Consider the following 23,480-nt stretch of genomic DNA (forward strand, 5'->3'; position numbering starts at 1 on the left):
TGATATGGCTCAGTTGGTAGAGCGCATCCTTGGTAAGGATGAGGTCCCCAGTTCGACTCTGGGTATCAGCACCATTAAATATTAAAGCCTCCCAATCGGGAGGCTTTTTTGTATCCGCTTTTCTCAGTTTACCGAAATCTGCCTGGCATCGAGATAGAACCGAGCCTGTCCTGAGGCTTCTATCTGAATGGCTGCCACCAGTCGTTCATTGCGGGTGTATTCCCACTGCTTGTCGATCGACGTCAAGGGTGGCTTGTTGATACCCAGTGTCTGCAGATACTCGTGAAACAAGCCTGCGCTGCCGATCTCGGTCAATCCTGCTTTCATCCCAATCAACTCCCTTTTATTGTTGCTGTTTATCAATAGTAACAATCTCATATGTATTCAATATGAACGCTTTTCTATCAAATTGATCCAAGCTAAGTTGTGGATTGAAAAAGCCGTTGGTGTTTGAAAAAAGGAAGCAAAAACATGCTGATAAAGAACCTGCGTCTGGTCGGCAGGGAGGGGATGTGGCAGATCCTCTGCCAGGATGGCCTGATCCGTGCCATCGAACCCATGAGCACCCATCTGCTCGCAGCCCATGAGCTTGATGGTGAGGAGGGGCTCGCCATCGCCCCTTTTATCGAGCCTCACATCCATCTTGATACCACCCAGACGGCCGGTGAGCCGAGCTGGAATCTCTCCGGCACCCTGTTCGAGGGGATCGAACGCTGGGCCGAGCGCAAGGCACTGCTGACCCACGAGGATGTGAAGCAGCGGGCTATCCAGACGCTGAAGTGGCAGATCGCCAACGGCATCCAGTTCGTCCGTACCCACGTGGATGTCTCCGACCCCAACCTGGTCGCCCTGAAGGCGATGCTGGAGGTGCGGGAGGAAATGAAGGAGTGGGTGGATCTGCAGATAGTGGCCTTCCCACAGGAGGGGATCCTCTCCTACCCCAACGGCAAGGTGTTGCTTGAAGAGGCTCTCAAGCTGGGCGCCGACGTGATAGGCGCCATTCCCCATTTCGAGTTCACTCGGGAATACGGGGTCGAAAGTCTGCACTACGTGTTCGATCTTGCCGAGAAGTATCAGGTTCTGGTGGATGTGCACTGCGACGAGATCGATGACGAGCAGTCCCGCTTCATCGAGACGCTGGCGACCCTGGCCTACGAGCGCGGCATGGGCCAGCGGGTGACCGCCAGCCACACTACCGCCATGCACTCCTATAACGGCGCCTATGCGTCGCGCCTGTTCCGGCTGCTGAAGATGGCAGATATCAACTTCGTCGCCAACCCGCTGGTGAACATCCACCTGCAGGGGCGCTTCGACAGCTATCCCAAGCGTCGCGGCATCACCCGGGTGAAAGAGATGCTGGAAGCCAACATCAATGTCTGTTTCGGCCATGACGACGTGTTCGATCCCTGGTATCCCATGGGCACCGCCAACATGCTGCAGGTGCTGCACATGGGGCTGCATGTCTGCCAGATCATGGGCTACGAGCAGATCAACGACAGCCTCAAGCTGATCAGCAGCCACAGTGCACGCACCCTGAACGTGCAGGATCGCTGCGGCATCGAGGTGGGCAAACCGGCCAACCTGCTGATCCTGCCCGCCGAGAACGGCTTTGATGCGGTGCGCCGCCAGGTGGCGGTGCGTTACTCCGTTCGTGGTGGCCGGGTGATTGCGCAAACCACGCCATCCCGCACCTCGATTCATCTCGCTCAGGTCGAGCCGGTCGACTTTCACCGTTGATGCGGGCGATGTCGATTAATTGCCCTGCTGTCCCCCGGGCCTGACATTTTGCATAATGTCGGCCCGATACTATGGAGGCGTGCTCCCATGCAAACCTGGTTATATGTTGCCGCCGGCGGGGCCATCGGCGCCTGTCTGCGCTTTGGTATCGCCGAACTGATGGCGCTGCTGTTGGGACGTCATTTCCCCTATGGCACCCTGATGGTCAACGTGGTCGGCTCCTTCATCATGGGCATTGCCTTTGCGCTGATCAGCCATGGTCATGTGGTGGAGCACCCGCTGAAACCGCTGCTGATGGTGGGTATCCTCGGCGCCCTGACTACCTTCTCCTCCTTTGCGCTGGATACCGTGGTACTGGCCCAGCAGGGGGCCTATCTGAAAGCCGCCCTCAATATCGGCCTCAACCTGTTTCTCTGTCTGGCCATGGTAGTGCTGGGGATGCAGTTGGTCGCCAGCCGGGTTTAAGGTGTCCGCACGCCATTGGCTCTGGTAAACTGGCGGCCATTCTTTGCTCTATGGGTGTTTAAGGGATGTCAGAACAGACTACGACAACGCATTTTGGCTTTAAAACCGTGGCCTCGACCGAGAAGGAAACCCTGGTCGCCGGCGTCTTCCATTCGGTGGCAGCCAAGTATGATCTGATGAACGATCTGATGTCGTTCGGCATCCACCGCCTGTGGAAGCGCTTCACCATCGACTGCTCCGGCGTACGCAAGGGTCAGAAGGTGCTGGATCTGGCCGGTGGTACCGGCGATCTGACCGCCAAGTTCTCCCGCATCGTCGGCGAGACCGGTCAGGTGGTGCTGGCGGACATCAACGACTCCATGCTCAAGGTGGGCCGCGACAAGCTGCGCAATCAGGGAGTGGCCAACAACGTCTCCTACGTACAGGCCAATGCCGAGGCGCTCCCGTTCCCTGACAACCATTTCGACGTCATCACCATCGGCTTCGGCCTGCGCAACGTCACCGACAAGGACAAGGCGCTCGCCTCCATGTTCCGGGTGCTCAAGCCGGGTGGCCGCCTGCTGGTGCTGGAGTTCTCCAAGCCGGTCAGCGAAGTGATCGCCAAGCTGTACGATCTCTACTCCTTCAAACTGCTGCCGAAAATGGGCGAAATCGTTGCGAACGACAGCGAAAGCTACAAATACCTGGCGGAGTCGATCCGCATGCATCCGGATCAGCAGACTCTGGCAGGCATGATGGAGAATGTCGGTTTCGAGCAGGTTGAGTTTTACAACCTGACCCAGGGCGTGGTCGCCCTGCACCGCGGTTACAAGTTTTAAGGTCGCCTATGCCGATGGATGCCATGGTCACCGCGGTGATCGAAACCAGCCTCAACCAGCTGCTGACGCTCGACAAGCAGAGTCCGGAGCGGCTGCGCAAATTGACGGGCAAGGTACTCAAGCTGGAGCTGCGCGAGCTCAAGCCACTCTGGTTTGTCTTCTCCGAGCGCCGGCTGGATGTGCTGGCCAAATTCGAAGGGGAGGCCGATGCGGTGCTGAGCCTCTCCCTGACCGCGCTCGGCCTGCTCAAGGATCCCTCCGCCCTGACCCGCTACATCCGCGAGGAGAAGCTGGATCTGAGCGGCGACCCTCAGCTGGTGCAGGCGTTCAGCGTGTTGTTGGGCGAGCTGAATATCGACTGGGAAGAGGAGCTGTCCCGTTATACCGGCGATGTGCTGGCCCACACCCTGCTGCGCGGTGCCAGTCAGGCACGCCGGCTGCTGGGACGTGAATTGTGCCGCAGCCAGCGTCAGCTGGCCGAATACCTGACCGAAGAGATCCGGCTTGCGCCGGGTCCGCTGGAAGTGGCCAGCTTCAACGACGATGTTGAGTTGCTGGCCCAGCAGATGAAAGCGGTCGAGCTGCGGCTGGCCCGCTTCGAGCAGCAGGTAGCCTGATGACCCCGAAGGAGTTCAAGCGCCTCTATCGCATCATCAGCATCCTGCTGGAGCAAGGCATCGACGAGCTGGTGCCCGCCCGTTACCAGCCCTGGCCCGGCCGGCTGGCCCGTCGCAGCCTGTTCTGGCTCAAGAACAAACGTCAGGGGCTGAATCGCGGTGCCCGCATCCGGCTCGCCTTCGAGGAGCTCGGCCCCATCTTCATCAAATTCGGTCAGATGCTTTCGACCCGGCGCGATCTGCTGCCGCCGGACATCGCCGAGGAGCTGGCACTGCTGCAGGACAGGGTGCCCCCCTTCTGTGGTCAGGCGGCCCGCCGCCAGATCGAGGCGAGCCTGGGTTGCACCATCGAGACCCTGTTTGACGATTTCGACGAGACACCGCTGGCGTCGGCCTCCATCGCCCAGGTGCATACCGCCCGGCTGAAGGAAAACGGCCGCGAGATCGTCATCAAGGTGATCCGTCCCGACATCGAGCCGGTCATCGAGGCCGACCTGCGGCTGATGCAGGCGCTGGCCCGTCTGGTGGCCCGTTTCGTGCCCCAGAGCGGACGACTGCGCCCCATCGAGGTGGTGGAAGAGTATCGCAAGACCATCCTCGACGAGCTCAACCTGATGCGGGAGGCGGCCAACGCCATCCAGCTGCGCCGCAACTTCACCGGCTCCGAGGCGCTCTACGTGCCCGAGGTGTTCACCGAGCACTGCCGCGAGCAGGTGCTGGTGATGGAGCGGATCTACGGCATTCCGGTCTCCGACATTGCGGCGCTGGAGGCCAACGGCACCAACATGAAGCTGCTGGCCGAGCGCGGGGTGGAGGTGTTCTTCACCCAGGTATTCCGCGACAGCTTCTTCCACGCCGACATGCACCCGGGCAACATCTTCGTCTCCTACGAACATCCGGAAAACCCACTCTGGATCGGCATTGACTGCGGTATCGTCGGCACCCTCAACCGGGAAGACAAGCGCTACCTGGCCGAGAACTTCCTCGCCTTCTTCAACCGTGACTACCGCCGGGTGGCCGAGTTGCACGTGGAGTCCGGCTGGGTGCCGCCCGATACCAAGGTGGACGAGTTCGAGTTCGCCATCCGCACCGTGCTGGAGCCCATCTTCGAGAAGCCGCTGTCCGAGATCTCGTTCGGCCACGTGCTGCTCAACCTGTTCAACACCGCGCGCCGCTTCAACATGCAGGTGCAGCCGCAGCTGGTGCTGTTGCAGAAGACCCTGCTCTATGTGGAGGGGCTGGGTCGCCAGCTCTACCCGCAGCTCGATTTATGGCAGACCGCCAAGCCCTATCTGGAAAACTGGATGTACCAGCAGGTGGGACCCAAGGCGGTGTGGAATGCCATCAAGGAGAAGGCGCCATTCTGGGCGGAAAAGCTGCCGGAACTGCCGGAGCTGGTCTACGAGACCCTGCGCCAGACCCGTCATCAGCAGCGCCACTTCGACCAGATGTTTGCCGATTTTCGCCGGCACAGTCGCCGCCAGGGTCAGGCTCGCTACCTCTTAGGGGTTGGAGCCAGCCTGCTATTGGCCGGTGTATTCTTGCTGACCCAAAAACAACACATTGAGTGGGGACAAATCAGCCTCGCCGGCGCCGGGTTATGCTGGCTGTTGGGTTGGTTGCGAACCCGTTCTCATTAAATAAACTGCGCCAGCAGGCGCCTGTTCTGGAGAGAAAGTCATGGGTGGTATCAGTATTTGGCAATTGTTGATCATCGCAGTCATCGTCGTGCTGCTGTTCGGTACCAAGAAACTGCGCGGCATCGGCGGTGATCTGGGCGCCGCGGTCAAGGGCTTCAAGAAGGCGCTGTCCGACGAGCCAGAGACCAAGTCCGAGCAGAAGGATGCCGAATTTCCGCCGAAACAGCTGAACGAAGCGGCCGGTCAGCCTAGCGATGCTGCCAAGCAGAAAGATAAAGATCAGGCCTAAGCCATGTTCGATATCGGTTTCTGGGAGCTGGTTGTCATTGGTGTCGTCGCCCTGGTGGTGCTCGGCCCCGAGCGGCTGCCCGTGGCGATCCGTACCGCCAGCCACTGGATCAGACTGATCCGCAGCACCGCCAACTCGGTCAAGGCCGAGCTGGAGCAGGAGCTCAAGTTGCAGGATCTGCACAACGACCTGAAGAAGGCCGAACAGTTGCAGATGAACAACCTGAGCCCCGAGCTGCAGGAGTCTATCGAGCAGCTGAAAACGGCCGCACAATCGGTGACCCGTCCATACGAACAACAAAATACCATCCAGCCAGCGCCGGCCGCCGCCGAGGTGAAGGAGGAGCCAGTTGCCCCCGTCAGTGTGGCGACACCTGATGAGGAGCCTACCGTGATCCCCGCCGCAATTGCCCAGCCGAGTGCCGAACAAGGGGAGGTGAAGCCATGAGTCAGGCCGAGCAACCCCTGATCAGCCATCTGGTCGAGCTGAGAACGCGCCTGCTGCGCTCCATCTCTGCCATTCTGCTGGTGTTCATCGCGCTGATCTACTTCTCCAACAACATCTACGACTTCGTGGCCCAGCCGCTGCTGAGTCAGTTGCCGGAAGGGACCAGCATGATAGCGACGGATGTGGCGACCCCCTTCCTGACGCCGATCAAGCTGACCCTGGTGGTCTCCTTCTTCGTGGCGATCCCCTATCTGCTCTATCAGGCCTGGGCCTTCATCGCCCCCGGTCTGTACCAGCATGAACGGCGCCTGATCATGCCGCTGGTCGCCTCCAGTGCCGTGCTGTTCTACGCCGGCATGGCGTTCGCCTACTACGTGGTATTCCCGCTGGTGTTCGGTTTCTTCACCAGCACCGCGCCCGCCGGGGTGACGGTGGCGACCGACATCGCCAGCTATCTGGACTTCGTACTGACCCTGTTCTTCGCGTTCGGGGTGGCGTTCGAAATTCCGGTGGCCACCATACTGCTGTGCTGGACCGGGGTGACCAGTCCCAAGAGCCTGCGGGAGAAGCGTCCCTACGTTATCGTCGGGGTGTTCGTGGTCGGCATGCTGTTGACGCCGCCCGATGTCTTTTCCCAGACCCTGCTCGCGATCCCCATGTGGGGTTTGTGGGAGATAGGTCTGTTCTTCGCCCGCTTCTACGTGAAAGAAGAGAGCGAAGAGAAGCAGGAACAGACTGAAGAGGGGAGCTAAGGCTCCCTTCCTCTTTTCATGCTCCCGTTCGAGGCGTATGGTAAGGCCCCATCGAGTAGATGGTTTTCAAATACCTGATATGTCTTCCTTTTGTTCGGACCCGCTGACCCCATGATCGACATAGGTGTAAACCTGACCAGCAGCCAGTTTGCCGATGAACAGGCCGATCTGGTGGCCCGCGCCCGCGCCGCGGGGGTGGAGGCGCTGATCCTGACCGGCACCGATCTGGTCGGCAGCCGCGAGAGCGCCACCCTTGCCGCCCGTTGGCCGGGTTACTGTTTCTCCACCGCCGGGGTCCACCCCCACGATGCCAAAAGCGTCGATGAGGCGACCCTGCCAGCCCTGCGCGAGCTGGCGGCCTTGTCGCAGGTGGTGGCCATCGGCGAGTGCGGTCTCGATTACAATCGCGACTTCTCCCCCCGTCCGGTGCAGGACGCGGTATTCGACGCCCAGCTGGCGCTGGCCGCCGAGCTCGGGATGCCGGTGTTTCTCCACTGCCGCGATGCTCACGCCCGTTTCATCGAGATCCTGCGCCCCTGGCTGCCCAGACTGCCGGGGGCCGTGCTGCACTGCTTCACCGGCTCCGACGAGGAGTTGGACCAGTGTCTGGCGCTGGGGCTGCATATCGGGGTGACCGGCTGGCTCTGCGACGAGCGTCGCGGCCAGTTGCTGCGCGAGCAGGTGGCCCGCATTCCGGCCGGCCGGCTGATGATCGAGACCGATGCCCCCTATCTGGTGCCGCGGGATCTGAAGCCCAGACCAAAACGCAACGAACCCGCTTTTTTGCCGCACATCGCCCAGGTGGTGGCGGCCTGCCGTGGTGAAGCGCCCGAGGCCTTGCTGGCCCACACCCGGGCCACCTCCGCCGCGTTCTTCCAACTTCCTCTTCAGGAGTGATTCATGGCTACAACTCTTCCAGGCGCCTTTCCGGGTCGCCGTCTGCGCCGGGTGCGCAAACATGATTTCAGCCGTCGTCTGGTGCGCGAGAACGTACTGACCGCCAACGATCTCATCTATCCCGTGTTTGTGCTGGAGGGGGAGAACCGTCGTGAGGCCGTCACCTCCATGCCGGGGGTGGACAGGCTCTCCATCGATCTGCTGCTGAAAGAGGCTGCCGAGCTGGTTGCGCTGGGCGTACCGGCCATCGCCCTGTTCCCGGTCACCCCGCTGGAGCAGAAGAGTCTGCTGGCGGAAGAGGCTTACAACCCGGACGGTCTTGCCCAGCGGGCGACGCGCGCCCTCAAGACGAGCTTCCCGGAGCTCGGGGTCATCACCGACGTGGCGCTCGATCCGTTCACCACCCATGGTCAGGACGGCATCATCGATGACGAAGGCTATGTGCTGAACGACATCACCACCGAGATCCTGGTGAAACAGGCGCTCTCCCACGCTGCTGCCGGGGTCGATATCGTGGCACCGTCCGACATGATGGACGGCCGCATCGGCGCCATCCGCGCAGCGCTGGAAGAGAACGGCTTCATCAACACCCAGATCATGGCCTACTCCGCCAAGTACGCCTCCTGCTACTACGGTCCGTTCCGCGACGCGGTGGGCTCTGCCGGCAACCTCGGCAAGAGCAACAAGGCCACCTACCAGATGGATCCGGCCAACAGCAACGAAGCCCTGCACGAGGTGGCGCTGGATATCCAGGAAGGGGCCGACAGCGTGATGGTCAAGCCGGGCATGCCCTATCTGGACGTGATCCGCCAGGTGAAGGATCAGTTCGGCGTACCGACCTTCGCCTATCAGGTGAGCGGCGAGTACGCCATGCACATGGCGGCCATTCAGAACGGCTGGCTGAAGGAGAAGGAGAGCATCATGGAGTCCCTGCTCTGCTTCAAGCGGGCCGGGGCCGATGGCATCCTCACCTACTTTGCCAAGCGGGCTGCCCAGTGGCTGCAGGAAGACGCCAGCCGCTGATGCAGCTTGCCTGATGTCACCGACAATGCCGGCCCCTGGGCCGGCATTGTCGTCTCTGGCATCCGGATCGCTGCTTTAATGAGCAGATCTCGGCGAAAAGTGGACAACAGGCCGCGCTCTGGCAGGCAAAGGCTTGATTAATGAGGTTTCTGCCTACATCTTAGGTAGTCCAAGCAAGCTTCTGGACGGCAGGGGCTGTAGAGAATTTAGAGGTATCGCAGGATGAACAACCCTTTGCTGACAATGGACTCGCTGCCCCCTTTCAGCCAGATCCAGCCCGATCAGGTACAGCCTGCCGTGACGCAGGCCATCGCCGATTGCAAACAGAAGATCAGCGATGTGCTGGCCCAGCGCGACCCCCACACCTGGGACAGCCTGATCGCCCCGCTGGAAGAGGTCAACGACCGCCTGGCGCGGATCTGGTCACCGGTCAGTCACCTCAACTCCGTACTCAACAGCGAAGCGCTGCGCGCGGCCCACGACGCCTGCCTGCCGCTGCTGTCTGAATTCCAGACCTATGTCGGCCAGCACGAGGGGCTCTATCAGGCCTATCGCGAACTGGCCGAGAGCGACGACTTCCCGCTGCTGAGCGGCGCCCAGCGCAAGGAGATCCAGAACACCCTGCGCGATTTTCGCCTGTCCGGTATCGGCCTGCCCGCCGAGGCGCAGCAGCGCTACGGCGAGATCCAGGCCCGCCTCTCCGAGCTGGCCTCCCGTTTCAGCAACAACGTGCTGGATGCGACCCAGGGCTGGAGCAAGCTGGTGACCGACGAGGCCGAGCTGGCCGGTTTGCCGCAGAGCGCACAGGCCGCCGCTCGCCAGCTGGCCGAGCTGAAGGGCAAGGAGGGTTGGCTGTTCACCCTGGACATCCCCTCCTACCTACCGGTGATGATGTATGCCGACAACCGCGCGCTGCGTGCCGAGCTGTATGAGGCCTTCACCACCCGCGCCTCGGATCAGGGCCCCAACGCCGGCAAGTGGGACAACTCCGCCATCATGACCGAGCTGCTTGCCCTGCGCCGCGAGCTGGCCCAGCTGCTCGGCTTTGCCAACTACGCCGAGCTGTCACTCGCCACCAAGATGGCGGACAAGCCCGAGCAGGTGGTGAACTTCCTGACCGATCTGGCGGCCAAGTCCCTGCCGCAGGGCAAGGCCGAGCTCGAAGAGATCCGCGCCTTCGCCGCCGAGCAACACGGTCAGGGCGAGCTGGCCGCCTGGGATCTCGCCTACTACGCCGAGAAGCTCAAGCAGCACAAGTTCTCCATCTCTGACGAGCAACTGCGCCCCTACTTCCCCGCCAGCAAGGTGGTGAAGGGGCTGTTCGAGGTGGTCAAGCGGGTGTTCGGCATGAAGGTGCGCGAGCGCCTCGGCATCGACACCTGGCACCCGGACGTGCGCTTCTACGACATCTTCGACGCCGAGGACGAGCTGCGTGGCAGCTTCTACCTCGACCTCTATGCCCGCGAGCACAAGCAGGGCGGCGCCTGGATGGATGTCTGCCTGGGTCGTCGCTACCGTCAGGATGGATCCTTGCAAAAGCCGGTGGCCTACCTGACCTGCAACTTCAACGGCCCGGTGGACGGCAAACCCGCCCTGTTCACCCACAACGAAGTGGTCACCCTGTTCCATGAATTCGGCCACGGCATTCACCACATGCTGACCCGTATCGACGTGGCCGGCGTGGCCGGTATCAACGGCGTGGCCTGGGACGCGGTGGAGCTGCCGAGCCAGTTCCTCGAGAACTGGTGCTGGGAGTCCGAGGCGCTGGCCTTCATCTCCGGCCATCACGAGACCGGCGAGCCGCTGCCTGCCGATCTGCTGGAGAAGATGCTGACCGCCCGCAACTTCCAGGCGGCGATGCAGATGCTGCGCCAGCTGGAGTTCGCCCTGTTCGACTTCCGTCTGCACCAGGAGTTTGACCCGGCCAGCGCGGATCAGATCCCGACGTTGCTGGATGAGGTGCGCAGCCAGGTGGCGGTGATGACCCCCCCTGCGTTCAACCGCTTCCAGCACAGCTTCTCCCACATCTTCGCCGGTGGTTATGCGGCGGGCTACTACAGCTACAAGTGGGCCGAGGTGCTCTCTGCGGATGCCTTCTCCCGCTTCGAGGAGGAGGGGATCTTCAACCCGGCCACCGGCCAGTCCTTCCTGAAGAACATCCTGGAAAAGGGTGGCTCCAAGGAGCCGATGGAGCTGTTCCGAGCCTTCCGTGGCCGCGAGCCTCAGGTGGATGCGCTGCTCCGCCACAGCGGGATTGCCGCGTGAGTTTGCGGGCCCCGGCTGGCGTGAGCTTCAAGCAGGTACAGTTTTGCCACATAGTGGGATCACAGCGTGATTTTTGAGATAAAAAGGGACCTTTTGGTCCCTTTTCTCAAGGCTTTTTAATATCTTGCGGATAGCATGTTTGCACTGTCCCCGGCTCTTCAGTAGAGTCGGGTCCTACCTTCCAAGGAGAGAAAGAACCTTGCCATGAGGCGAGCACTCGAGTCTGTCTATCAAATCATCTCAAGTCTGTCTCATTCGAGTGGTCAGGGATATTTCGATACCTTTGTGAGTGAAATCGCAGCAGCGGTCGGGGCCGACTTCGTCCTGATTTCAGGCAGGGATCAAGCGGGGCTCTCTTTCAAGGTGCACGCCGCCCACCCCGCCTCTCTCGACATCACCAACTTCAGCTTTCCGGTCAGCGCCACCCTGGGGGAGATCACCCTGCAGGAGGGAGAGACCTGGTTCAGCGATCGGGTACAGCAGCTGTTTCCCCATGCCGCCGTGTTGCAGGCCTGGCACATCCAGGCCTATGCCGGCATCGCCCTCAAGAGTGCCCAGGGCGAGACGGTCGGCATCTGCAGTGTGCTGTTCAAGCGGCCGCTCACCAACATGGACAAGGTGATGGGCCTGTTGCGCCTGCTGGCCCCGCTGGCCGGGCGTGAACTGGCGCTGATGCTGCAACAGCCGGCACCGCCCCAGCCCGAGTACCACGACTTTCTGCACACCATGATGTCCCACGCGCCGGTGGGGATCGGCAAGCTCGATCTGAACGGCAAGATCCTCTGGACCAACCCGGCCATCGAAAAGATGCTGGGCTACAGCCAGAGTGAGCTGCTGCACCGCACCGCCGCCGAGCTCAATCACCCGGAAGACTGGCTGCGCAGCGCCGCCTGTTATGAAGAGCTCAAGCGTGGCGAGCGTACCGCCTTCACCCAGGAGAAGCGCTACCTGCACCGGGATGGTCAGGTGCTATGGGGGCGGGTCACCGTCACCCTGGTGCGGGACGATCAGCTGCAGCCCGACTACCTGATGGTGGTGCTGGAGAACATCGATCCCCTCAAGCGCCACGCCGAACAGCTCAAGCTCTCCCACCGGGTCTATGACAATCTCTCCGAGGCGATCCTGGTGTGCGACGCCGACAGCCGCATCATCTCGGTCAACCCGGCGTTCGAGCAGATCACCGGTTACAGCGAGGAGGAGGTGTGCGGCCAGCGCCCCAGCATGCTCAAGTCCGGGCTGCACGATCAGGCCTTCTACGCCGACATGTACCACGCGCTGGAGCGGGTGGGGGTGTGGCGTGGCGAGGTGTGGAACAAGCGCAAGAACGGCAAGCTCTATCCCCAGCAGCTGATGATCAGCACTCTGCGGGAAGGGGGGCGCATCAGCCAGTACATCGCCATCTTCAGCGACCTCTCCCAGACCAAGCTGGCGGAGCAGAAGATCGCCGCCCAGGCCAACTATGACAACCTCACCGGGCTGCCCAACCGCTGGCTGTTCGGCCGTTGCCTGAGCCGCTTCTGCGAGCGGGGCGAGCGCTTCGCGCTGATGGTGCTCGATCTCAACAACTTCAAGGCGGTCAACAACAGCATGGATCACCACGCCGGTGATGCCCTGCTGCGGGAGGTGTCGGATCGGCTGGTGAGCCGGGTGCGCACCGAGGACCTGGTGGCCCGCATCGGCGGTGACGAGTTCGCCTTCCTGGTGCCCGGCATCGTCAACCGTCGTCAGGCCGAGGTGTTTGCCAAGCAGGTGATTGGCGGCTTCGCCCGCCCCTTCATGCTGGCCAACCAGCACCTCTACGTGACCGCCACCATCGGCATCACCCTCTGCCCGGGCGATGGTCTGGAGAGCGACGAGCTGCTGCGCAACGCCGAGCAGGCACTGTTTGCCGCCAAGCGGCAGGGACGGCTGCTCGGCAGCTATTGCGCCTCCATGCGCGAAGAGGTGCGCCAGCGCCACCAGATGCAGCAGGACTTGGCGGAGGCGATTAAGCTCGAGCAGCTGACCATGGCCTACCAGCCGATCTGGGACAACCGCAGCGGCCGGGTCGCCAAGCTGGAGGCGCTGGTGCGCTGGTATCACCCGCACTGGGGCCAGGTGTCGCCGGCGGACTTCATTCCGCTGGCGGAGGAGGCGGGGCTCATCCAGGGGCTGGGGGCGCTGGTGCTGTGGCAGTCGTGCCGGGATCTGGCGCGGCTGCAGCAATCCGGCTTCCCGGATCTGCAGATGTCGATCAATCGCTCCACCCTGGAGTTCCAGACCATCGATCCGGAGGCGAGCGAGTGGCTCAAGGTGATCCACCACTTCGGGCTGGACCCGGCGGACATCGTTATCGAGATCACCGAGTCTCTGCTGATGGAGACCAGCGATCAGCACAGGGTGCGGATCGATGCCCTGCGCGAGGCGGGCTGCAAGCTGGCCATCGACGACTTCGGCACCGGCTATTCGGCGCTCAACTATCTGCGCAACTTTCCGGTGGATCTGGTCAAGATCGACCGGGCCTTCGTGCGCCACATCCCGTTCAATGAACAGGACCGGCTGCTGCTGGACGGCATCATCAACATAGTGCACAACCTCGGCATGCAGGTGGTGATCGAGGGGGTGGAGACCCGCGAGCAGCTCAACTTCCTCTGCCAGAAGGGGTGTGCCTTCACGCAGGGCTATCTGCTGAGCCGGCCGCTGGCCTACGACGACCTCACCGAGTATCTGCAACTCAACGACAAGAGCATGTTCCTGCAGACCAGCTAGTCTTTCCGCCGCCCTCCTTCGGCCGGAGCCCCTACAGCGACCTTCGGGGGCTGTGGTACACTCCGCCCACTGATACCGCCACACAGTCGATACCATGCAGATCCTCCTCGAAGACCCCGCCAAGGCGCCCCAGGCAGCAGCCCTGGCCAGCCAGCTCGGCCAGACCGACCTTCCCCAGTTTGCCCTGGTGTTCACCGCAACGCGGCTGGAGCTGCGCAAGCTGGACGAGCCCAAGCTGGGGGCGGTCTACGTGGACTTCGTCGAAGGGGCGGTTGCCCATCGCCGCAAGTTCGGCGGCGGCCGTGGCCAATCCATCGCCAAGGCGGTGGGGCTCAAGGCGGGTGCCATGCCGAATGTGGTGGATGCCACCGCCGGGCTGGGGCGCGATGCCTTCGTTCTGGCTTCTCTTGGCTGCAAGGTGACCATGATTGAGCGCAGCCCCGTGGTGGCCGCCCTGTTGCAGGACGGGCTGGCGCGGGCCGCGCTGGATCCCGAGATCGGCCCCTGGGTGCGCGAGCGGATGCAGTTGCTGCACGGCCCGGCGGTGGAGACCTTGTTGGGGCTGAGCGAGCGGCCCGACGTCATCTACCTCGACCCCATGTTCCCCCACAAGCAGAAGTCGGCGCTGGTGAAAAAAGAGATGCGGGTGTTTCAGTCGCTGGTGGGGCCGGATCTTGACGCCGATGCCCTGCTGCCGGCGGCGCTCGCCATGGCGGACAAGCGGGTTGTGGTGAAACGGCCGGACTACGCCGGCTGGCTCAACGAGCACAAGCCGAGCATGGCCATCGAGACCAAGAGCAACCGCTTCGATGTCTACGTGATGGCGGCGCTGGCGGGATAACGCCGCACGCGAGGGGTAAAAGAAGAGGGCCAACCCGGCGGGGTTGGCCCTCTTGCCATCTATTGGCCGTCGGCTGGGGCCGGCGGAGCAAAGCGGATGAGCTTTTCCTCCCCCTGCCAGCTGAGCGCCATGGTGGCCAGCTCCGCCAGGCTCAGTCGCTCGCCACCGTGCAGCAGCAGGTACTCGACCCCTGCTCTGGCCTCGATGGTGCGGATCCTGTCCGCCCACTGGCGGCCATCTCGGCCGGTGAGGGTGACCGGCAGCTGCCAGCTGGCGGCGATCTCCAGCCAGTCGTAAAGATCGCAACTGATGGGTTGATAGGTGCTCATGTGCGGGTGCCCTCTGGTCGACGGTTACTGGAAGTTGATGCTGGTGGTGGGCGCCACCACCGCCTGGGCTTTCTGCACCTGTTCCAGTTGCAGCGGGTCGCCGGCCAGCGCCGGATCGTCCTCGTTGCCATTGCAGACCAGCGCCAGATCGTAGCTGCCGAGATTAACAAATCCCAGTTCGTAACCAAAGCCGCCACCGCTTTGCGGCAACACGGGCGCGCTGGCATAGAAGCCGTTGTCGTTGTCTGCCATGTCGGGGTAGTTGTCATCGCTTCTGGGCTGGTAGAAGTAGACGAAGGCCTTGTCGGTCAGCTGGCCGCCGCACAGCCCGGCCGCGACCGTGCCCTTGACGGTGGTGACCTGGGTGTTGTTCACCAGCCGCACCCCTCTGGGCTTGAGCTTGTAGTACTGCTCGTGGCCCGGCAGCACCATGGCCTGGCGCAGGTCGAACTCGGTGGTGAAGGCGCTGAGGCCGTTGGCGGCGATAGTAAAGGCATCCAGCTTGAGTTCGCTGCTGGGCACCTCCAGCGGCTTGATCACCCCATCATCCCGTTTGACGTAGGAGTAGGGGGTGCCGTCCAGAAACTGGTTGGCAACCTCCCATCCGTCCAGCACCCGCAGCCGCATCTGGCTGTAGTCGCCGGGCACCACGCTCTGGCTGGCCAGCAGCGGGCGGCTGACGGAACCCTGGTAGTGCAGCAGGTCGATGTAGGTGAACAGCGGCCGGCCCGCACTGTCGAGCGGGATAGTCTCGCCGCTCGGGGTGCAGCCATCGTCCTGGGCCGAGGTGAGAAAACTGGCAGTGGTCCAGCTCTGCTCGGTGCCGGCGACGGGGTGGATGCTGATGTTGGCGACGGCGATGCAGACCTTGCTGACGGCATCCACCGGGGCATCGGAGAAGGCCAGCGACAGCTGGGCCTGTTGCGGGCTGTTGCTGTCGCCGCCGCCTCCACAGGCGGTGAGCAGGGCGGTCAGGCCGATCAGGGTCAAGGGTTTCATGGCGTCCATTCCGGTTGTGAAGACAACCCTACTCTAGTCGAGCGGCGCTAATGGCGCAGGTGGCAGCCAGCGGGAAAAGGACGAGGTCGGTGCGCCAGCCCAATGAAATCAAGGGTCAGCTTTGAACGGCGCCAGTCATGGCTGCGAAAGAGATTGTCGGAGCGGCAGGGTAGGCACTGATTGGGCGAGGCCCAATCAGGCTTCCAGCAGCCGGGTGGGCCAGCCCATCTTCTGCTGGCGTTCCACCTCGAAGCGCAGCTCGCTGGCGCGCAGGTAGTGCTCGTCCAGCCAGCCGCTCGGCAGGGTCAGGGTCAGTGCATCCTCATCGGCTTCGAGGGTGAAGCGGGGCACTGTGCCCTGGGTGCGGCGCATGCAGAGGATCAGGGCGATGCGCAGGATGCGGGCCAGCCGGATCGCCTGGCGACCGGTGACGGCGCCCTGTTTCTCCAGCGGTTCCAGCTTGAATTCGTCCCGCTGGTTGAACAGCAGGGCCGACAACAGCTTCTTCTGGGCCGGGGTGAAGCCAGGCATGTCGATGTTGTCGATGATGTAGGCGGCGTGTTGCGGCGCCTTCTTGTACTCGATGCAGAGGCCGATCTCGTGCAGCAGGGCCGCGTAGCGCAGGATCGGGCGACCGTAGCGTTTCGAGAGTCGCCAGGCCGGCTGCAGCTGGTTGAACGCCTCGACGGCGGTGTCGCGCACCCGTTCGGCGTGCTCCTTGTCCAGCTGGTAGCGGTTGATCAGGCTGTCGGCGGTGCGATCGCGGGCATCACAGTCGTGATTGTTGCCGAGCAGGCCGTAGATCAGCCCCTCGCGCAGGGCGCCACCCGCCAGGGTCATACTCTCGATGTTCAGGGTTTCGAAGATGGCGATCAGGATGGAGAGACCGGAGGGGAACACGGTCAGCCGTTCGGCCGCCAGTCCTTCCAGTTGCAGCTGGTCGAGCTTGCCGCAGGCGATGGCCTGACCCATCAGCTCCTGGAGCTTGGGCAGGGTGACCCGCTCGCTCTTCCCCTGCGCCAGCATGATCTCTTGCAATGCCTGCACCGTGCCGGAGGCGCCGACACAGGTACGCCAGCCGAGCACGCGGTAATCTTCCGCCACCTTCTCCAGCACCGCCTTGGCGGCGGCGATGGCCTGCTTGAAGCGGGCCTCGGAGAGCTCGCCGTCACCGAAGTGGTTGTTGAGCCAGGTGACGCAGCCCATGTGCAGGCTGTTGAGCAGTTTCGCTTCGCTGTGCTCGCCGATCACCAGCTCGGTGCTGGCGCCGCCGATGTCGATCACCAGCCGGTTGCCTTCCCCGGCCGAGGTCCAGGAGACCCCCTCATAGATGGTCTTGGCCTCTTCCTCGCCCGAGATGATCTCGATGCTGTGGTTGAGCACCCGTTCCGCTTCGCTGAGGAACTCGTCGACGTTGGTGGCAAGGCGCAGGGTGGCGGTGCCCACTACCCGGATGTTGTCGGCCGGAATGTCCTGCAACTGTTCGGAAAACAGGCGCAGGCAGTCCCAGCCCCGCTCCATGGCGGCACGGCTGAGACGAAACTCCGGATCGAGCCCGGCGGCGAGGCGAACCTTGCGCTTGACCTTGGTGACGGTGCGCAGGGCACCGGCGACCTCGCGCACCACCAGCATATGAAAGCTGTTGGAGCCGAGGTCGATGGCGGCATAGAGCGGCGAGTTGTGCAACTGGGCCAGTCCTTTCAGCTCTTGCGGGGCGGACGACGGCGGTTGTTGCTGTTGCCACCGCCCTGGCGATCGCGCATGTTGCGGTTCACCGGCTGACGGTTGCGGAACACCCGCTTCGGTGCGGTCACGTCATCCAGCAGCGCCTCGCGGTCATACTTGCTGACCGGGATCGGGTGGTGAATGTACTCCTCGATGGCCGGCAGATTGAAGGCATAGTCTTCACAGGCCAGGCTGATGGAGTGACCGCTCTTGCCGGCACGACCGGTACGACCGATGCGGTGTACGTAGTCTTCGGCGTCGTCGGGCAGGTCATAGTTGAAGACGTGGGTCACGTCCGGGATGTGCAGACCGCGGGCGGCCACGTCGGTGGCAACCAGGATGTCGACTGCACCCTTGGTGAACTCTTCCAGGATCTTCATCCGCTTCTTCTGCGGTACGTCACCGGTCAGCAGGCCGACGCGGTGGCCGTCATTCTCCAGCCAGGCATGAACGTCTTCACAGACGTGCTTGGTGTTGGCGAAGACGATGGCTTTTTCCGGCCACTCCTCTTCCATCAGGGAGAGCAGCAGCAACATCTTGTCTTCGTTGGAGGGGTAGAACAGCTCCTCCTTGATCCGCACGCCGGTCATCTGCTCCGGCTCGATCTGCACATGTTCCGGGTGGTTCATGTGTTCGTAGGCCAGCTCCTGCACCCGCAGGGAGAGGGTGGCGGAGAACAGCATGCTCAGACGCTCGGTAGCGGGCGGCATGCGGCGGAACAGGAAACGGATGTCCTTGATGAAGCCGAGATCGAACATGCGATCCGCTTCGTCCAGTACCACGACCTGGATGTTGCCGAGATCGATGACCTTGGACTTGAAGTAGTCGATGATGCGGCCGGTGGTGCCGATCAGAATGTCGACCCCTTGCTCCAGCACGGCCAGCTGCTTGTCGTACCCTTCACCACCGTAGGCGAGGCCGAGCTTGAGGCCGGTCGAGGCGGACATGCTCTCCGCATCGTTGTAGATCTGGACCGCCAGCTCCCGGGTCGGGGCCATGATGATGGCGCGCGGCTGGTTGATGAGGCGCGGCTTGGTCAGCGGATGGGTCAACAAATAGTTGAAGGTGGCTGCCAGGAAGGCAAGGGTTTTGCCGGTCCCTGTCTGGGCCTGACCGGCGAGGTCATGACCTTCTACCAGCAGTGGCAGAGACAGTGCCTGGATGGGGGTGCAATAGTGAAATCCCTTTGATTCCAGACCAGCCAGAACTTCGGGTTCGAGGCCCATTTGGGCGAATTTGTCGGTCGTTAAATGTGTTTTGCTCATGGCGGTAGGTTATCAGGTTAGGCTTGCAATAATAAACAGGATCATTTCAAATAGGGCAACTATTGCCTTTGTTGATACGTCAATAAAGCCTTAATTACTGACTGGAGTTGGAGATGAGTGACAAGATTGTTCAGCTGAGCGATGCCAGCTTCGAGGCAGATGTAATCAAAGCCGATGGCGCCGTTCTGGTCGACTTCTGGGCCGAATGGTGTGGTCCGTGCAAGATGATTGCCCCGATCCTGAACGAAGTCGCCCAAGAGTATGCCGGTCGCGTGACCGTGGCGAAATTGAACATCGACCATAACGCCGACACTCCGCCCAAGTATGGCATTCGTGGTATTCCGACCCTCTTGCTGTTCAAGAATGGCGAAGTGGCAGCGACCAAGGTCGGTGCCCTGTCCAAGACTCAGCTGAAAGAGTTCCTGGACGGTAACCTGTAATAATCAAAGAGGAGCGCATTGCAATAATGCGCTCCTTCTGTTTTATCACCTAGACGCTCACCCCGATTGGTGCTAATTTATCGCTCGTTTGCTAACCTTTTTGCCTGACTCTTTGCTCACACATCAGCCTGGCAAATCAAATCCGATCAGCATCAATCCAGCAGACTGTCTCCTCATTTCAATCCTTGCTTACAGACTTTCACCACTATGAATCTGACTGAATTAAAGAACACTCCTGTGTCCGAGCTGGTACAGCTTGGCGAATCCATGGGGTTGGAAAATCTGGCTCGGGCGCACAAGAAAGACATTATTTTCGCGATCCTCAAGGCGCACGCCAAGGGTGGCGAGGATATCTTTGGCGACGGTGTGCTGGAAATCCTGACCGATGGTTTCGGCTTCCTGCGTAGTGCAGACGGCTCCTACCTGGCCGGCCCGGACGACATCTATGTCTCCCCGAGCCAGATCCGCCGTTTCAACCTGCGTACCGGCGATACCATCTCCGGCAAGATCCGGCCGCCAAAAGAGGGCGAGCGCTACTTCGCTCTGCTCAAGGTCAACGAGGTCAACTACGACCGTCCGGAAAACTCCCGCAACAAGATCCTGTTTGAAAACCTCACTCCGCTGCACGCCAACGAGCGTCTGCGCATGGAGCGTGGCAACGGTTCCACCGAAGACATCACTGCCCGCGTACTGGATCTGGCTTCCCCGATCGGTAAAGGCCAGCGCGGCCTCATCGTCGCACCGCCCAAGGCCGGTAAGACCATGCTGCTGCAGAACATCGCCCAGAGCATCGCCTACAACCACCCTGACTGTGAACTGATCGTCCTGCTGATCGACGAGCGTCCGGAAGAAGTGACCGAGATGCAGCGCATGGTGAAGGGTGAAGTGATCGCCTCCACCTTCGACGAGCCGGCTTCCCGTCACGTCCAGGTCGCCGAGATGGTGATCGAGAAGGCCAAGCGCCTGGTCGAGCACAAGAAGGACGTGGTGATCCTGCTGGATTCCATCACCCGTCTGGCCCGTGCCTACAACACCGTCATCCCGTCATCCGGCAAGGTTCTGACCGGTGGTGTGGACGCCAACGCCCTGCATCGTCCGAAGCGCTTCTTCGGTGCCGCGCGCAATGTTGAAGAGGGCGGCAGCCTGACCATCATCGCCACCGCGCTGATCGATACCGGCTCCAAGATGGATGAAGTCATCTACGAAGAGTTCAAGGGTACCGGCAACATGGAACTGCACCTCTCGCGCAAGATTGCCGAGAAGCGCGTCTACCCGGCCATCGACATCACTCGCTCCGGCACCCGCAAGGAAGAGCTGCTGACCACCGGCGACGAGCTGCAGAAGATGTGGATCCTGCGCAAGATTGTGCACCCGATGGGCGAGATCGACGGCATCGAGTTCCTGATCGACAAGTTGGCCATGACCAAGACCAACGACGAGTTCTTCGACGCCATGCGGCGCCAGCAGAAGTAACCGACTCGAAAATCATCAAACCGCGGCCCAGGTCGCGGTTTTTGTTTATCTATTTTACGGTCGCCTGAGTAGTATGAAACCTCGATGTCACAAGGATAGGGACGTCATGAAGCATGTACTCCTGATAATGCTGAGCTGGCTGCTGGTGCTGCCGGTCGGGGCTGCCGAGACGCAGCCGCCCCGGACGGCACTGGTGGCCGACGAGGGGCTGCAGGGTCACCTCGACTATCTGACTGGCCGGCTGCAGCTGGGGCAGTTTGCCGCCATCGACACCCTGCTGGACTCCCTGGCGGTGGGGCAGCGGGAGTATCTGTTGTGCCAGCTGCTGGCCACCCTCAATAGCCAGCCCAGAGCCACCAGTCCACAACTGCTGGCCTGGGTGCGCGCCCAGTCGTTCAAGGCCCCCAGCTGGCTGGTGGAAAAAGAGGTGGACGGCTTTCTGGTGCAGCAACCCGCCTATGACTTTGCCGCCGCCGCGCGGCAGGTGTTGAGCCGCTGGCAGCAGCAGGCCTGGCAGGACAACTATCGCCAGCAGCTGGAAGAGGGCACGTTCGAGTTCAAGCAGATCTACAACAGCCGCAATCCTGATCTGGCCCAGCAGCAGCAGGCGCTGCTGACCGTACTCGATCGGCAGCCGCTCCCGCTCCTGGAACGGGAGGCGCACACGCTGGCCACCATGAGCATCTTCCTGCCCGACAACCGGCTGCTGCGGCTGCTGGCCGAGCGTACCGGTGACAGCGCCCTCTATCAGAAGCTGTGGCATCAACCGGTGGATCACGACAGCGTGGCCGCGCTCGCCAGCGTGAGCCGTTTTCATCAGGGCCAGGCGGCCAGCGATCTGCTGATTGCCGCCAGTCGCAATGCCCGTCTCAAGCTGCCCGCTCTGCAGCAACTCAGTCAACTTTCGCCGCTGCCGGACACGGCCCAGCAGTTCCTGCTGGCGGAGCTGGGCAATCGCCAATACAGCGGTCAGGTGGCCAGCCTGCTGCTGCAGATGGACGAACCCAGGCTGCTGGCCCAGCTTGCCGATCGGCTGACCCGGCAGGAAAAGCGCCATGCAAGTCCGGTGATGCTGCCCGATTCGGGTACACCCGCCGCCCGCCCAGGGTTATAATGCGGCATCGCCTGAACACAGGGTACCTGCATGAAATACAAGGATTTGCGTGATTTCATCGCGCAGCTGGAACAAAGCGGACAACTCAAGCGCATCAGCCGCGAGATAGACCCCTATCTGGAGATGACCGAGATCAGCGACCGCACCCTGCGGGCGGGCGGGCCTGCCCTGCTGTTTGAAAATCCCAAGGGTTACACCATGCCGGTGCTGACCAACCTGTTTGGCACCCCGGATCGGGTCGCCATGGGCATGGGCCAGCCCAACGTGGCCGCCCTGCGCCAGGTGGGGATCTGGCTCTCCTACCTGAAGGAGCCGGAGCCGCCCCGCGGCTTCAAGGAGCTGATGGAGAAGCTGCCGATCTTCAAGCAGGTGCTCAACATGCCGACCAAGCGGCTCTCCTCTGCCCCCTGTCAGCAGCGGGTGCTGGAGGGAGAGGCGGTCGATCTGGACCAGATCCCGATCCAGCACTGCTGGCCCGGAGACGTGGCCCCGCTGGTGACCTGGGGTCTGACCATCACCCGCGGCCCCTACAAGAAGCGGCAGAACCTCGGCATCTATCGCCAGCAGAAGATCGGCAAGAACAAGCTGATCATGCGCTGGCTGGATCACCGCGGCGGTGCCATCGATTTTCGCGAGTGGCAGGAGGCCCACCCGGGTGAGCGCTTCCCGGTGGTGGTGGCGCTCGGTGCCGATCCGGCGACCATCCTCGGCGCGGTGACGCCGGTGCCGGATACCCTCTCCGAATACGCCTTTGCCGGTCTGCTGCGCGGCAGCCGCACCGAGGTTGTAAAAGCCATCAGCTGCGATCTGGAGGTGCCGGCCAGCGCCGAGATCGTGCTGGAAGGCTATCTGGAGCCGGGCGAGATGGCCCCCGAAGGGCCTTATGGCGATCACACTGGCTACTACAACGAGGTGGATGAGTTCCCGGTTTTTACCATCACCCACATGACGATGCGCAAGGATGCCATCTATCACAGCACCTACACCGGTCGTCCGCCCGATGAGCCGGCTGTGCTCGGGGTGGCGCTCAACGAGGTGTTCGTGCCGCTGTTGCAGAAGCAGTTCCCCGAGATCGTGGACTTCTACCTGCCGCCGGAGGGGTGCTCCTACCGGATGGCGGTGGTGACCATCAAGAAGCGCTACCCTGGTCACGCCAAGCGGGTGATGCTGGGGGTCTGGTCCTTCCTGCGCCAGTTCATGTACACCAAGTTCGTGATCGTCTGTGACGACGACATCAATGCCCGCGACTGGAAGGACGTGATCTGGGCCATCACCACCCGGATGGACCCGGCTCGCGACACCACCCTGATCGAGCACACCCCGATCGACTACCTGGACTTCGCCTCGCCGGTCTCCGGCCTCGGCTCCAAGATGGGGCTGGATGCCACCAACAAGTGGCCGGGGGAGACCAATCGCGAGTGGGGCCAGCCCATCGTGCAGGACGAGGCGGTGAAGCAGAAGATCGATGCCCTCTGGGACGAGCTGAACATTCTCGGCTGATGAGCGGCGGCAGGCCCGACGGGCCGTGCCGCCTGGCCGGGATGCAAAAGATTGATGCCATTTGAGCTGAATTGGGTATGCTCGACTGACCTGACC

22 protein-coding genes are annotated in these 23,480 nt (G+C 62.1%); 17 read left to right on the plus strand and 5 right to left on the minus strand.

Features of this window, described 5'->3' with window-relative positions:
* Positions 1-123: 123 nt before the first annotated feature.
* Positions 124-378, minus strand: coding sequence for a hypothetical protein (locus PG900_RS21660; protein ID WP_016348944.1), 255 nt, complete (start codon positions 376-378; stop codon positions 124-126).
* 93 nt (positions 379-471) lie between these two features.
* Here PG900_RS21660 and PG900_RS21665 point away from each other — a divergent pair, with 93 nt between their 5' ends.
* From PG900_RS21665 to PG900_RS21725, 13 genes are all read left to right on the plus strand, one after another.
* Positions 472-1,737, plus strand: a complete 1,266-nt coding sequence (locus PG900_RS21665; RefSeq protein WP_270802271.1) for a cytosine deaminase — start codon at positions 472-474, stop codon at positions 1,735-1,737.
* Between the two features lie 87 nt (positions 1,738-1,824).
* The gene (gene crcB / locus PG900_RS21670; protein WP_016348946.1) at positions 1,825-2,202 is read left to right on the plus strand and encodes a fluoride efflux transporter CrcB; all 378 of its coding nucleotides are present in this window, start codon (positions 1,825-1,827) and stop codon (positions 2,200-2,202) included.
* A gap of 65 nt (positions 2,203-2,267) precedes the next feature.
* Positions 2,268-3,020, plus strand: coding sequence for a bifunctional demethylmenaquinone methyltransferase/2-methoxy-6-polyprenyl-1,4-benzoquinol methylase UbiE (gene ubiE, locus PG900_RS21675; RefSeq protein ID WP_270802269.1), 753 nt, complete (start codon positions 2,268-2,270; stop codon positions 3,018-3,020).
* Positions 3,021-3,028: 8 nt separating this feature from the next.
* Positions 3,029-3,637, plus strand: a complete 609-nt coding sequence (locus tag PG900_RS21680) for a ubiquinone biosynthesis accessory factor UbiJ (RefSeq protein WP_270802267.1) — start codon at positions 3,029-3,031, stop codon at positions 3,635-3,637.
* Entirely contained in the window at positions 3,637-5,277 is a 1,641-nt protein-coding gene (ubiB, locus tag PG900_RS21685) for a ubiquinone biosynthesis regulatory protein kinase UbiB (protein WP_270832260.1), read from the plus strand. The genes PG900_RS21680 and ubiB overlap by 1 nt, the downstream gene beginning before the upstream one ends.
* Positions 5,278-5,317: 40 nt before the next feature.
* A complete protein-coding gene (tatA, locus tag PG900_RS21690; protein WP_011704119.1) occupies positions 5,318-5,566 on the plus strand; it encodes a Sec-independent protein translocase subunit TatA in 249 nt (82 codons plus the stop codon).
* A gap of 3 nt (positions 5,567-5,569) precedes the next feature.
* Positions 5,570-6,013, plus strand: a complete 444-nt coding sequence (gene tatB / locus PG900_RS21695) for a Sec-independent protein translocase protein TatB (RefSeq protein ID WP_270832261.1) — start codon at positions 5,570-5,572, stop codon at positions 6,011-6,013.
* A complete protein-coding gene (gene tatC / locus PG900_RS21700; RefSeq protein ID WP_011704121.1) occupies positions 6,010-6,765 on the plus strand; it encodes a twin-arginine translocase subunit TatC in 756 nt (251 codons plus the stop codon). Before tatB ends, tatC begins: the two co-directional genes overlap by 4 nt.
* Positions 6,766-6,876: 111 nt before the next feature.
* The gene (locus tag PG900_RS21705) at positions 6,877-7,662 is read left to right on the plus strand and encodes a TatD family hydrolase (RefSeq protein ID WP_270832262.1); all 786 of its coding nucleotides are present in this window, start codon (positions 6,877-6,879) and stop codon (positions 7,660-7,662) included.
* 3 nt (positions 7,663-7,665) lie between these two features.
* Positions 7,666-8,685, plus strand: a complete 1,020-nt coding sequence (gene hemB, locus PG900_RS21710) for a porphobilinogen synthase (RefSeq protein WP_270832264.1) — start codon at positions 7,666-7,668, stop codon at positions 8,683-8,685.
* A 222-nt stretch (positions 8,686-8,907) separates the two neighbouring features.
* On the plus strand, positions 8,908-10,950 hold the full coding sequence (gene prlC, locus PG900_RS21715; RefSeq protein WP_270832265.1) for an oligopeptidase A: 2,043 nt from the start codon (positions 8,908-8,910) through the stop codon (positions 10,948-10,950).
* A gap of 204 nt (positions 10,951-11,154) precedes the next feature.
* Positions 11,155-13,698, plus strand: a complete 2,544-nt coding sequence (locus tag PG900_RS21720; protein WP_044798790.1) for a sensor domain-containing phosphodiesterase — start codon at positions 11,155-11,157, stop codon at positions 13,696-13,698.
* A 94-nt stretch (positions 13,699-13,792) separates the two neighbouring features.
* Positions 13,793-14,539, plus strand: coding sequence for a class I SAM-dependent methyltransferase (locus tag PG900_RS21725; protein ID WP_270832266.1), 747 nt, complete (start codon positions 13,793-13,795; stop codon positions 14,537-14,539).
* 59 nt (positions 14,540-14,598) lie between these two features.
* On the opposite strand, the gene PG900_RS21730 is transcribed toward PG900_RS21725, so the two are convergent.
* From PG900_RS21730 to rhlB, 4 genes are all read right to left on the minus strand, one after another.
* Entirely contained in the window at positions 14,599-14,868 is a 270-nt protein-coding gene (locus PG900_RS21730; protein ID WP_043165731.1) for a Rho-binding antiterminator, read from the minus strand.
* 24 nt (positions 14,869-14,892) lie between these two features.
* Positions 14,893-15,867, minus strand: coding sequence for a DUF4382 domain-containing protein (locus PG900_RS21735; RefSeq protein WP_270832268.1), 975 nt, complete (start codon positions 15,865-15,867; stop codon positions 14,893-14,895).
* Between the two features lie 195 nt (positions 15,868-16,062).
* Positions 16,063-17,553, minus strand: coding sequence for a guanosine-5'-triphosphate,3'-diphosphate diphosphatase (gppA, locus tag PG900_RS21740; protein ID WP_270832269.1), 1,491 nt, complete (start codon positions 17,551-17,553; stop codon positions 16,063-16,065).
* Between the two features lie 14 nt (positions 17,554-17,567).
* Positions 17,568-18,857: an ATP-dependent RNA helicase RhlB gene (gene rhlB, locus PG900_RS21745; RefSeq protein WP_139706075.1), complete on the minus strand. Its 1,290-nt coding sequence runs from the start codon at positions 18,855-18,857 to the stop codon at positions 17,568-17,570.
* A gap of 113 nt (positions 18,858-18,970) precedes the next feature.
* Here rhlB and trxA point away from each other — a divergent pair, with 113 nt between their 5' ends.
* From trxA to ubiD, 4 genes are all read left to right on the plus strand, one after another.
* Entirely contained in the window at positions 18,971-19,297 is a 327-nt protein-coding gene (gene trxA, locus PG900_RS21750; protein ID WP_005307306.1) for a thioredoxin TrxA, read from the plus strand.
* Positions 19,298-19,504: 207 nt separating this feature from the next.
* Positions 19,505-20,770, plus strand: coding sequence for a transcription termination factor Rho (gene rho, locus PG900_RS21755; protein ID WP_005307308.1), 1,266 nt, complete (start codon positions 19,505-19,507; stop codon positions 20,768-20,770).
* A 106-nt stretch (positions 20,771-20,876) separates the two neighbouring features.
* A complete protein-coding gene (locus PG900_RS21760; protein ID WP_270832272.1) occupies positions 20,877-21,884 on the plus strand; it encodes a hypothetical protein in 1,008 nt (335 codons plus the stop codon).
* Between the two features lie 30 nt (positions 21,885-21,914).
* Positions 21,915-23,384 (plus strand): 4-hydroxy-3-polyprenylbenzoate decarboxylase, encoded by a 1,470-nt coding sequence (gene ubiD / locus PG900_RS21765; protein WP_101150834.1) that lies wholly within the window; start codon positions 21,915-21,917, stop codon positions 23,382-23,384.
* Positions 23,385-23,480 lie beyond the last annotated feature (96 nt).

Origin of the sequence: Aeromonas sp. QDB03, from assembly GCF_027707985.1 — a bacterium.
Taxonomy (GTDB): Bacteria; Pseudomonadota; Gammaproteobacteria; order Enterobacterales; family Aeromonadaceae; genus Aeromonas; species Aeromonas hydrophila.

What these genes read in the sequence shown, in the direction of transcription:
- prlC (WP_270832265.1), top strand. Translation starts at nt 8,908, where the DNA reads ATGAACAACCCTTTGCTGACAATGGACTCGCTGCCCCCTTTCAGCCAG.
- trxA (WP_005307306.1), top strand. Translation starts at nt 18,971, where the DNA reads ATGAGTGACAAGATTGTTCAGCTGAGCGATGCCAGCTTCGAGGCAGAT.
- PG900_RS21665 (WP_270802271.1), top strand. Translation starts at nt 472, where the DNA reads ATGCTGATAAAGAACCTGCGTCTGGTCGGCAGGGAGGGGATGTGGCAG.
- PG900_RS21735 (WP_270832268.1), bottom strand. Translation starts at nt 15,867, where the DNA reads ATGAAACCCTTGACCCTGATCGGCCTGACCGCCCTGCTCACCGCCTGT.
- PG900_RS21705 (WP_270832262.1), top strand. Translation starts at nt 6,877, where the DNA reads ATGATCGACATAGGTGTAAACCTGACCAGCAGCCAGTTTGCCGATGAA.
- PG900_RS21760 (WP_270832272.1), top strand. Translation starts at nt 20,877, where the DNA reads ATGAAGCATGTACTCCTGATAATGCTGAGCTGGCTGCTGGTGCTGCCG.
- tatB (WP_270832261.1), top strand. Translation starts at nt 5,570, where the DNA reads ATGTTCGATATCGGTTTCTGGGAGCTGGTTGTCATTGGTGTCGTCGCC.
- crcB (WP_016348946.1), top strand. Translation starts at nt 1,825, where the DNA reads ATGCAAACCTGGTTATATGTTGCCGCCGGCGGGGCCATCGGCGCCTGT.
- ubiE (WP_270802269.1), top strand. Translation starts at nt 2,268, where the DNA reads ATGTCAGAACAGACTACGACAACGCATTTTGGCTTTAAAACCGTGGCC.
- rhlB (WP_139706075.1), bottom strand. Translation starts at nt 18,857, where the DNA reads ATGAGCAAAACACATTTAACGACCGACAAATTCGCCCAAATGGGCCTC.
- tatA (WP_011704119.1), top strand. Translation starts at nt 5,318, where the DNA reads ATGGGTGGTATCAGTATTTGGCAATTGTTGATCATCGCAGTCATCGTC.
- hemB (WP_270832264.1), top strand. Translation starts at nt 7,666, where the DNA reads ATGGCTACAACTCTTCCAGGCGCCTTTCCGGGTCGCCGTCTGCGCCGG.
- PG900_RS21725 (WP_270832266.1), top strand. Translation starts at nt 13,793, where the DNA reads ATGCAGATCCTCCTCGAAGACCCCGCCAAGGCGCCCCAGGCAGCAGCC.
- ubiB (WP_270832260.1), top strand. Translation starts at nt 3,637, where the DNA reads ATGACCCCGAAGGAGTTCAAGCGCCTCTATCGCATCATCAGCATCCTG.
- PG900_RS21720 (WP_044798790.1), top strand. Translation starts at nt 11,155, where the DNA reads ATGAGGCGAGCACTCGAGTCTGTCTATCAAATCATCTCAAGTCTGTCT.
- PG900_RS21680 (WP_270802267.1), top strand. Translation starts at nt 3,029, where the DNA reads ATGCCGATGGATGCCATGGTCACCGCGGTGATCGAAACCAGCCTCAAC.
- rho (WP_005307308.1), top strand. Translation starts at nt 19,505, where the DNA reads ATGAATCTGACTGAATTAAAGAACACTCCTGTGTCCGAGCTGGTACAG.
- tatC (WP_011704121.1), top strand. Translation starts at nt 6,010, where the DNA reads ATGAGTCAGGCCGAGCAACCCCTGATCAGCCATCTGGTCGAGCTGAGA.
- PG900_RS21660 (WP_016348944.1), bottom strand. Translation starts at nt 378, where the DNA reads ATGAGATTGTTACTATTGATAAACAGCAACAATAAAAGGGAGTTGATT.
- ubiD (WP_101150834.1), top strand. Translation starts at nt 21,915, where the DNA reads ATGAAATACAAGGATTTGCGTGATTTCATCGCGCAGCTGGAACAAAGC.
- PG900_RS21730 (WP_043165731.1), bottom strand. Translation starts at nt 14,868, where the DNA reads ATGAGCACCTATCAACCCATCAGTTGCGATCTTTACGACTGGCTGGAG.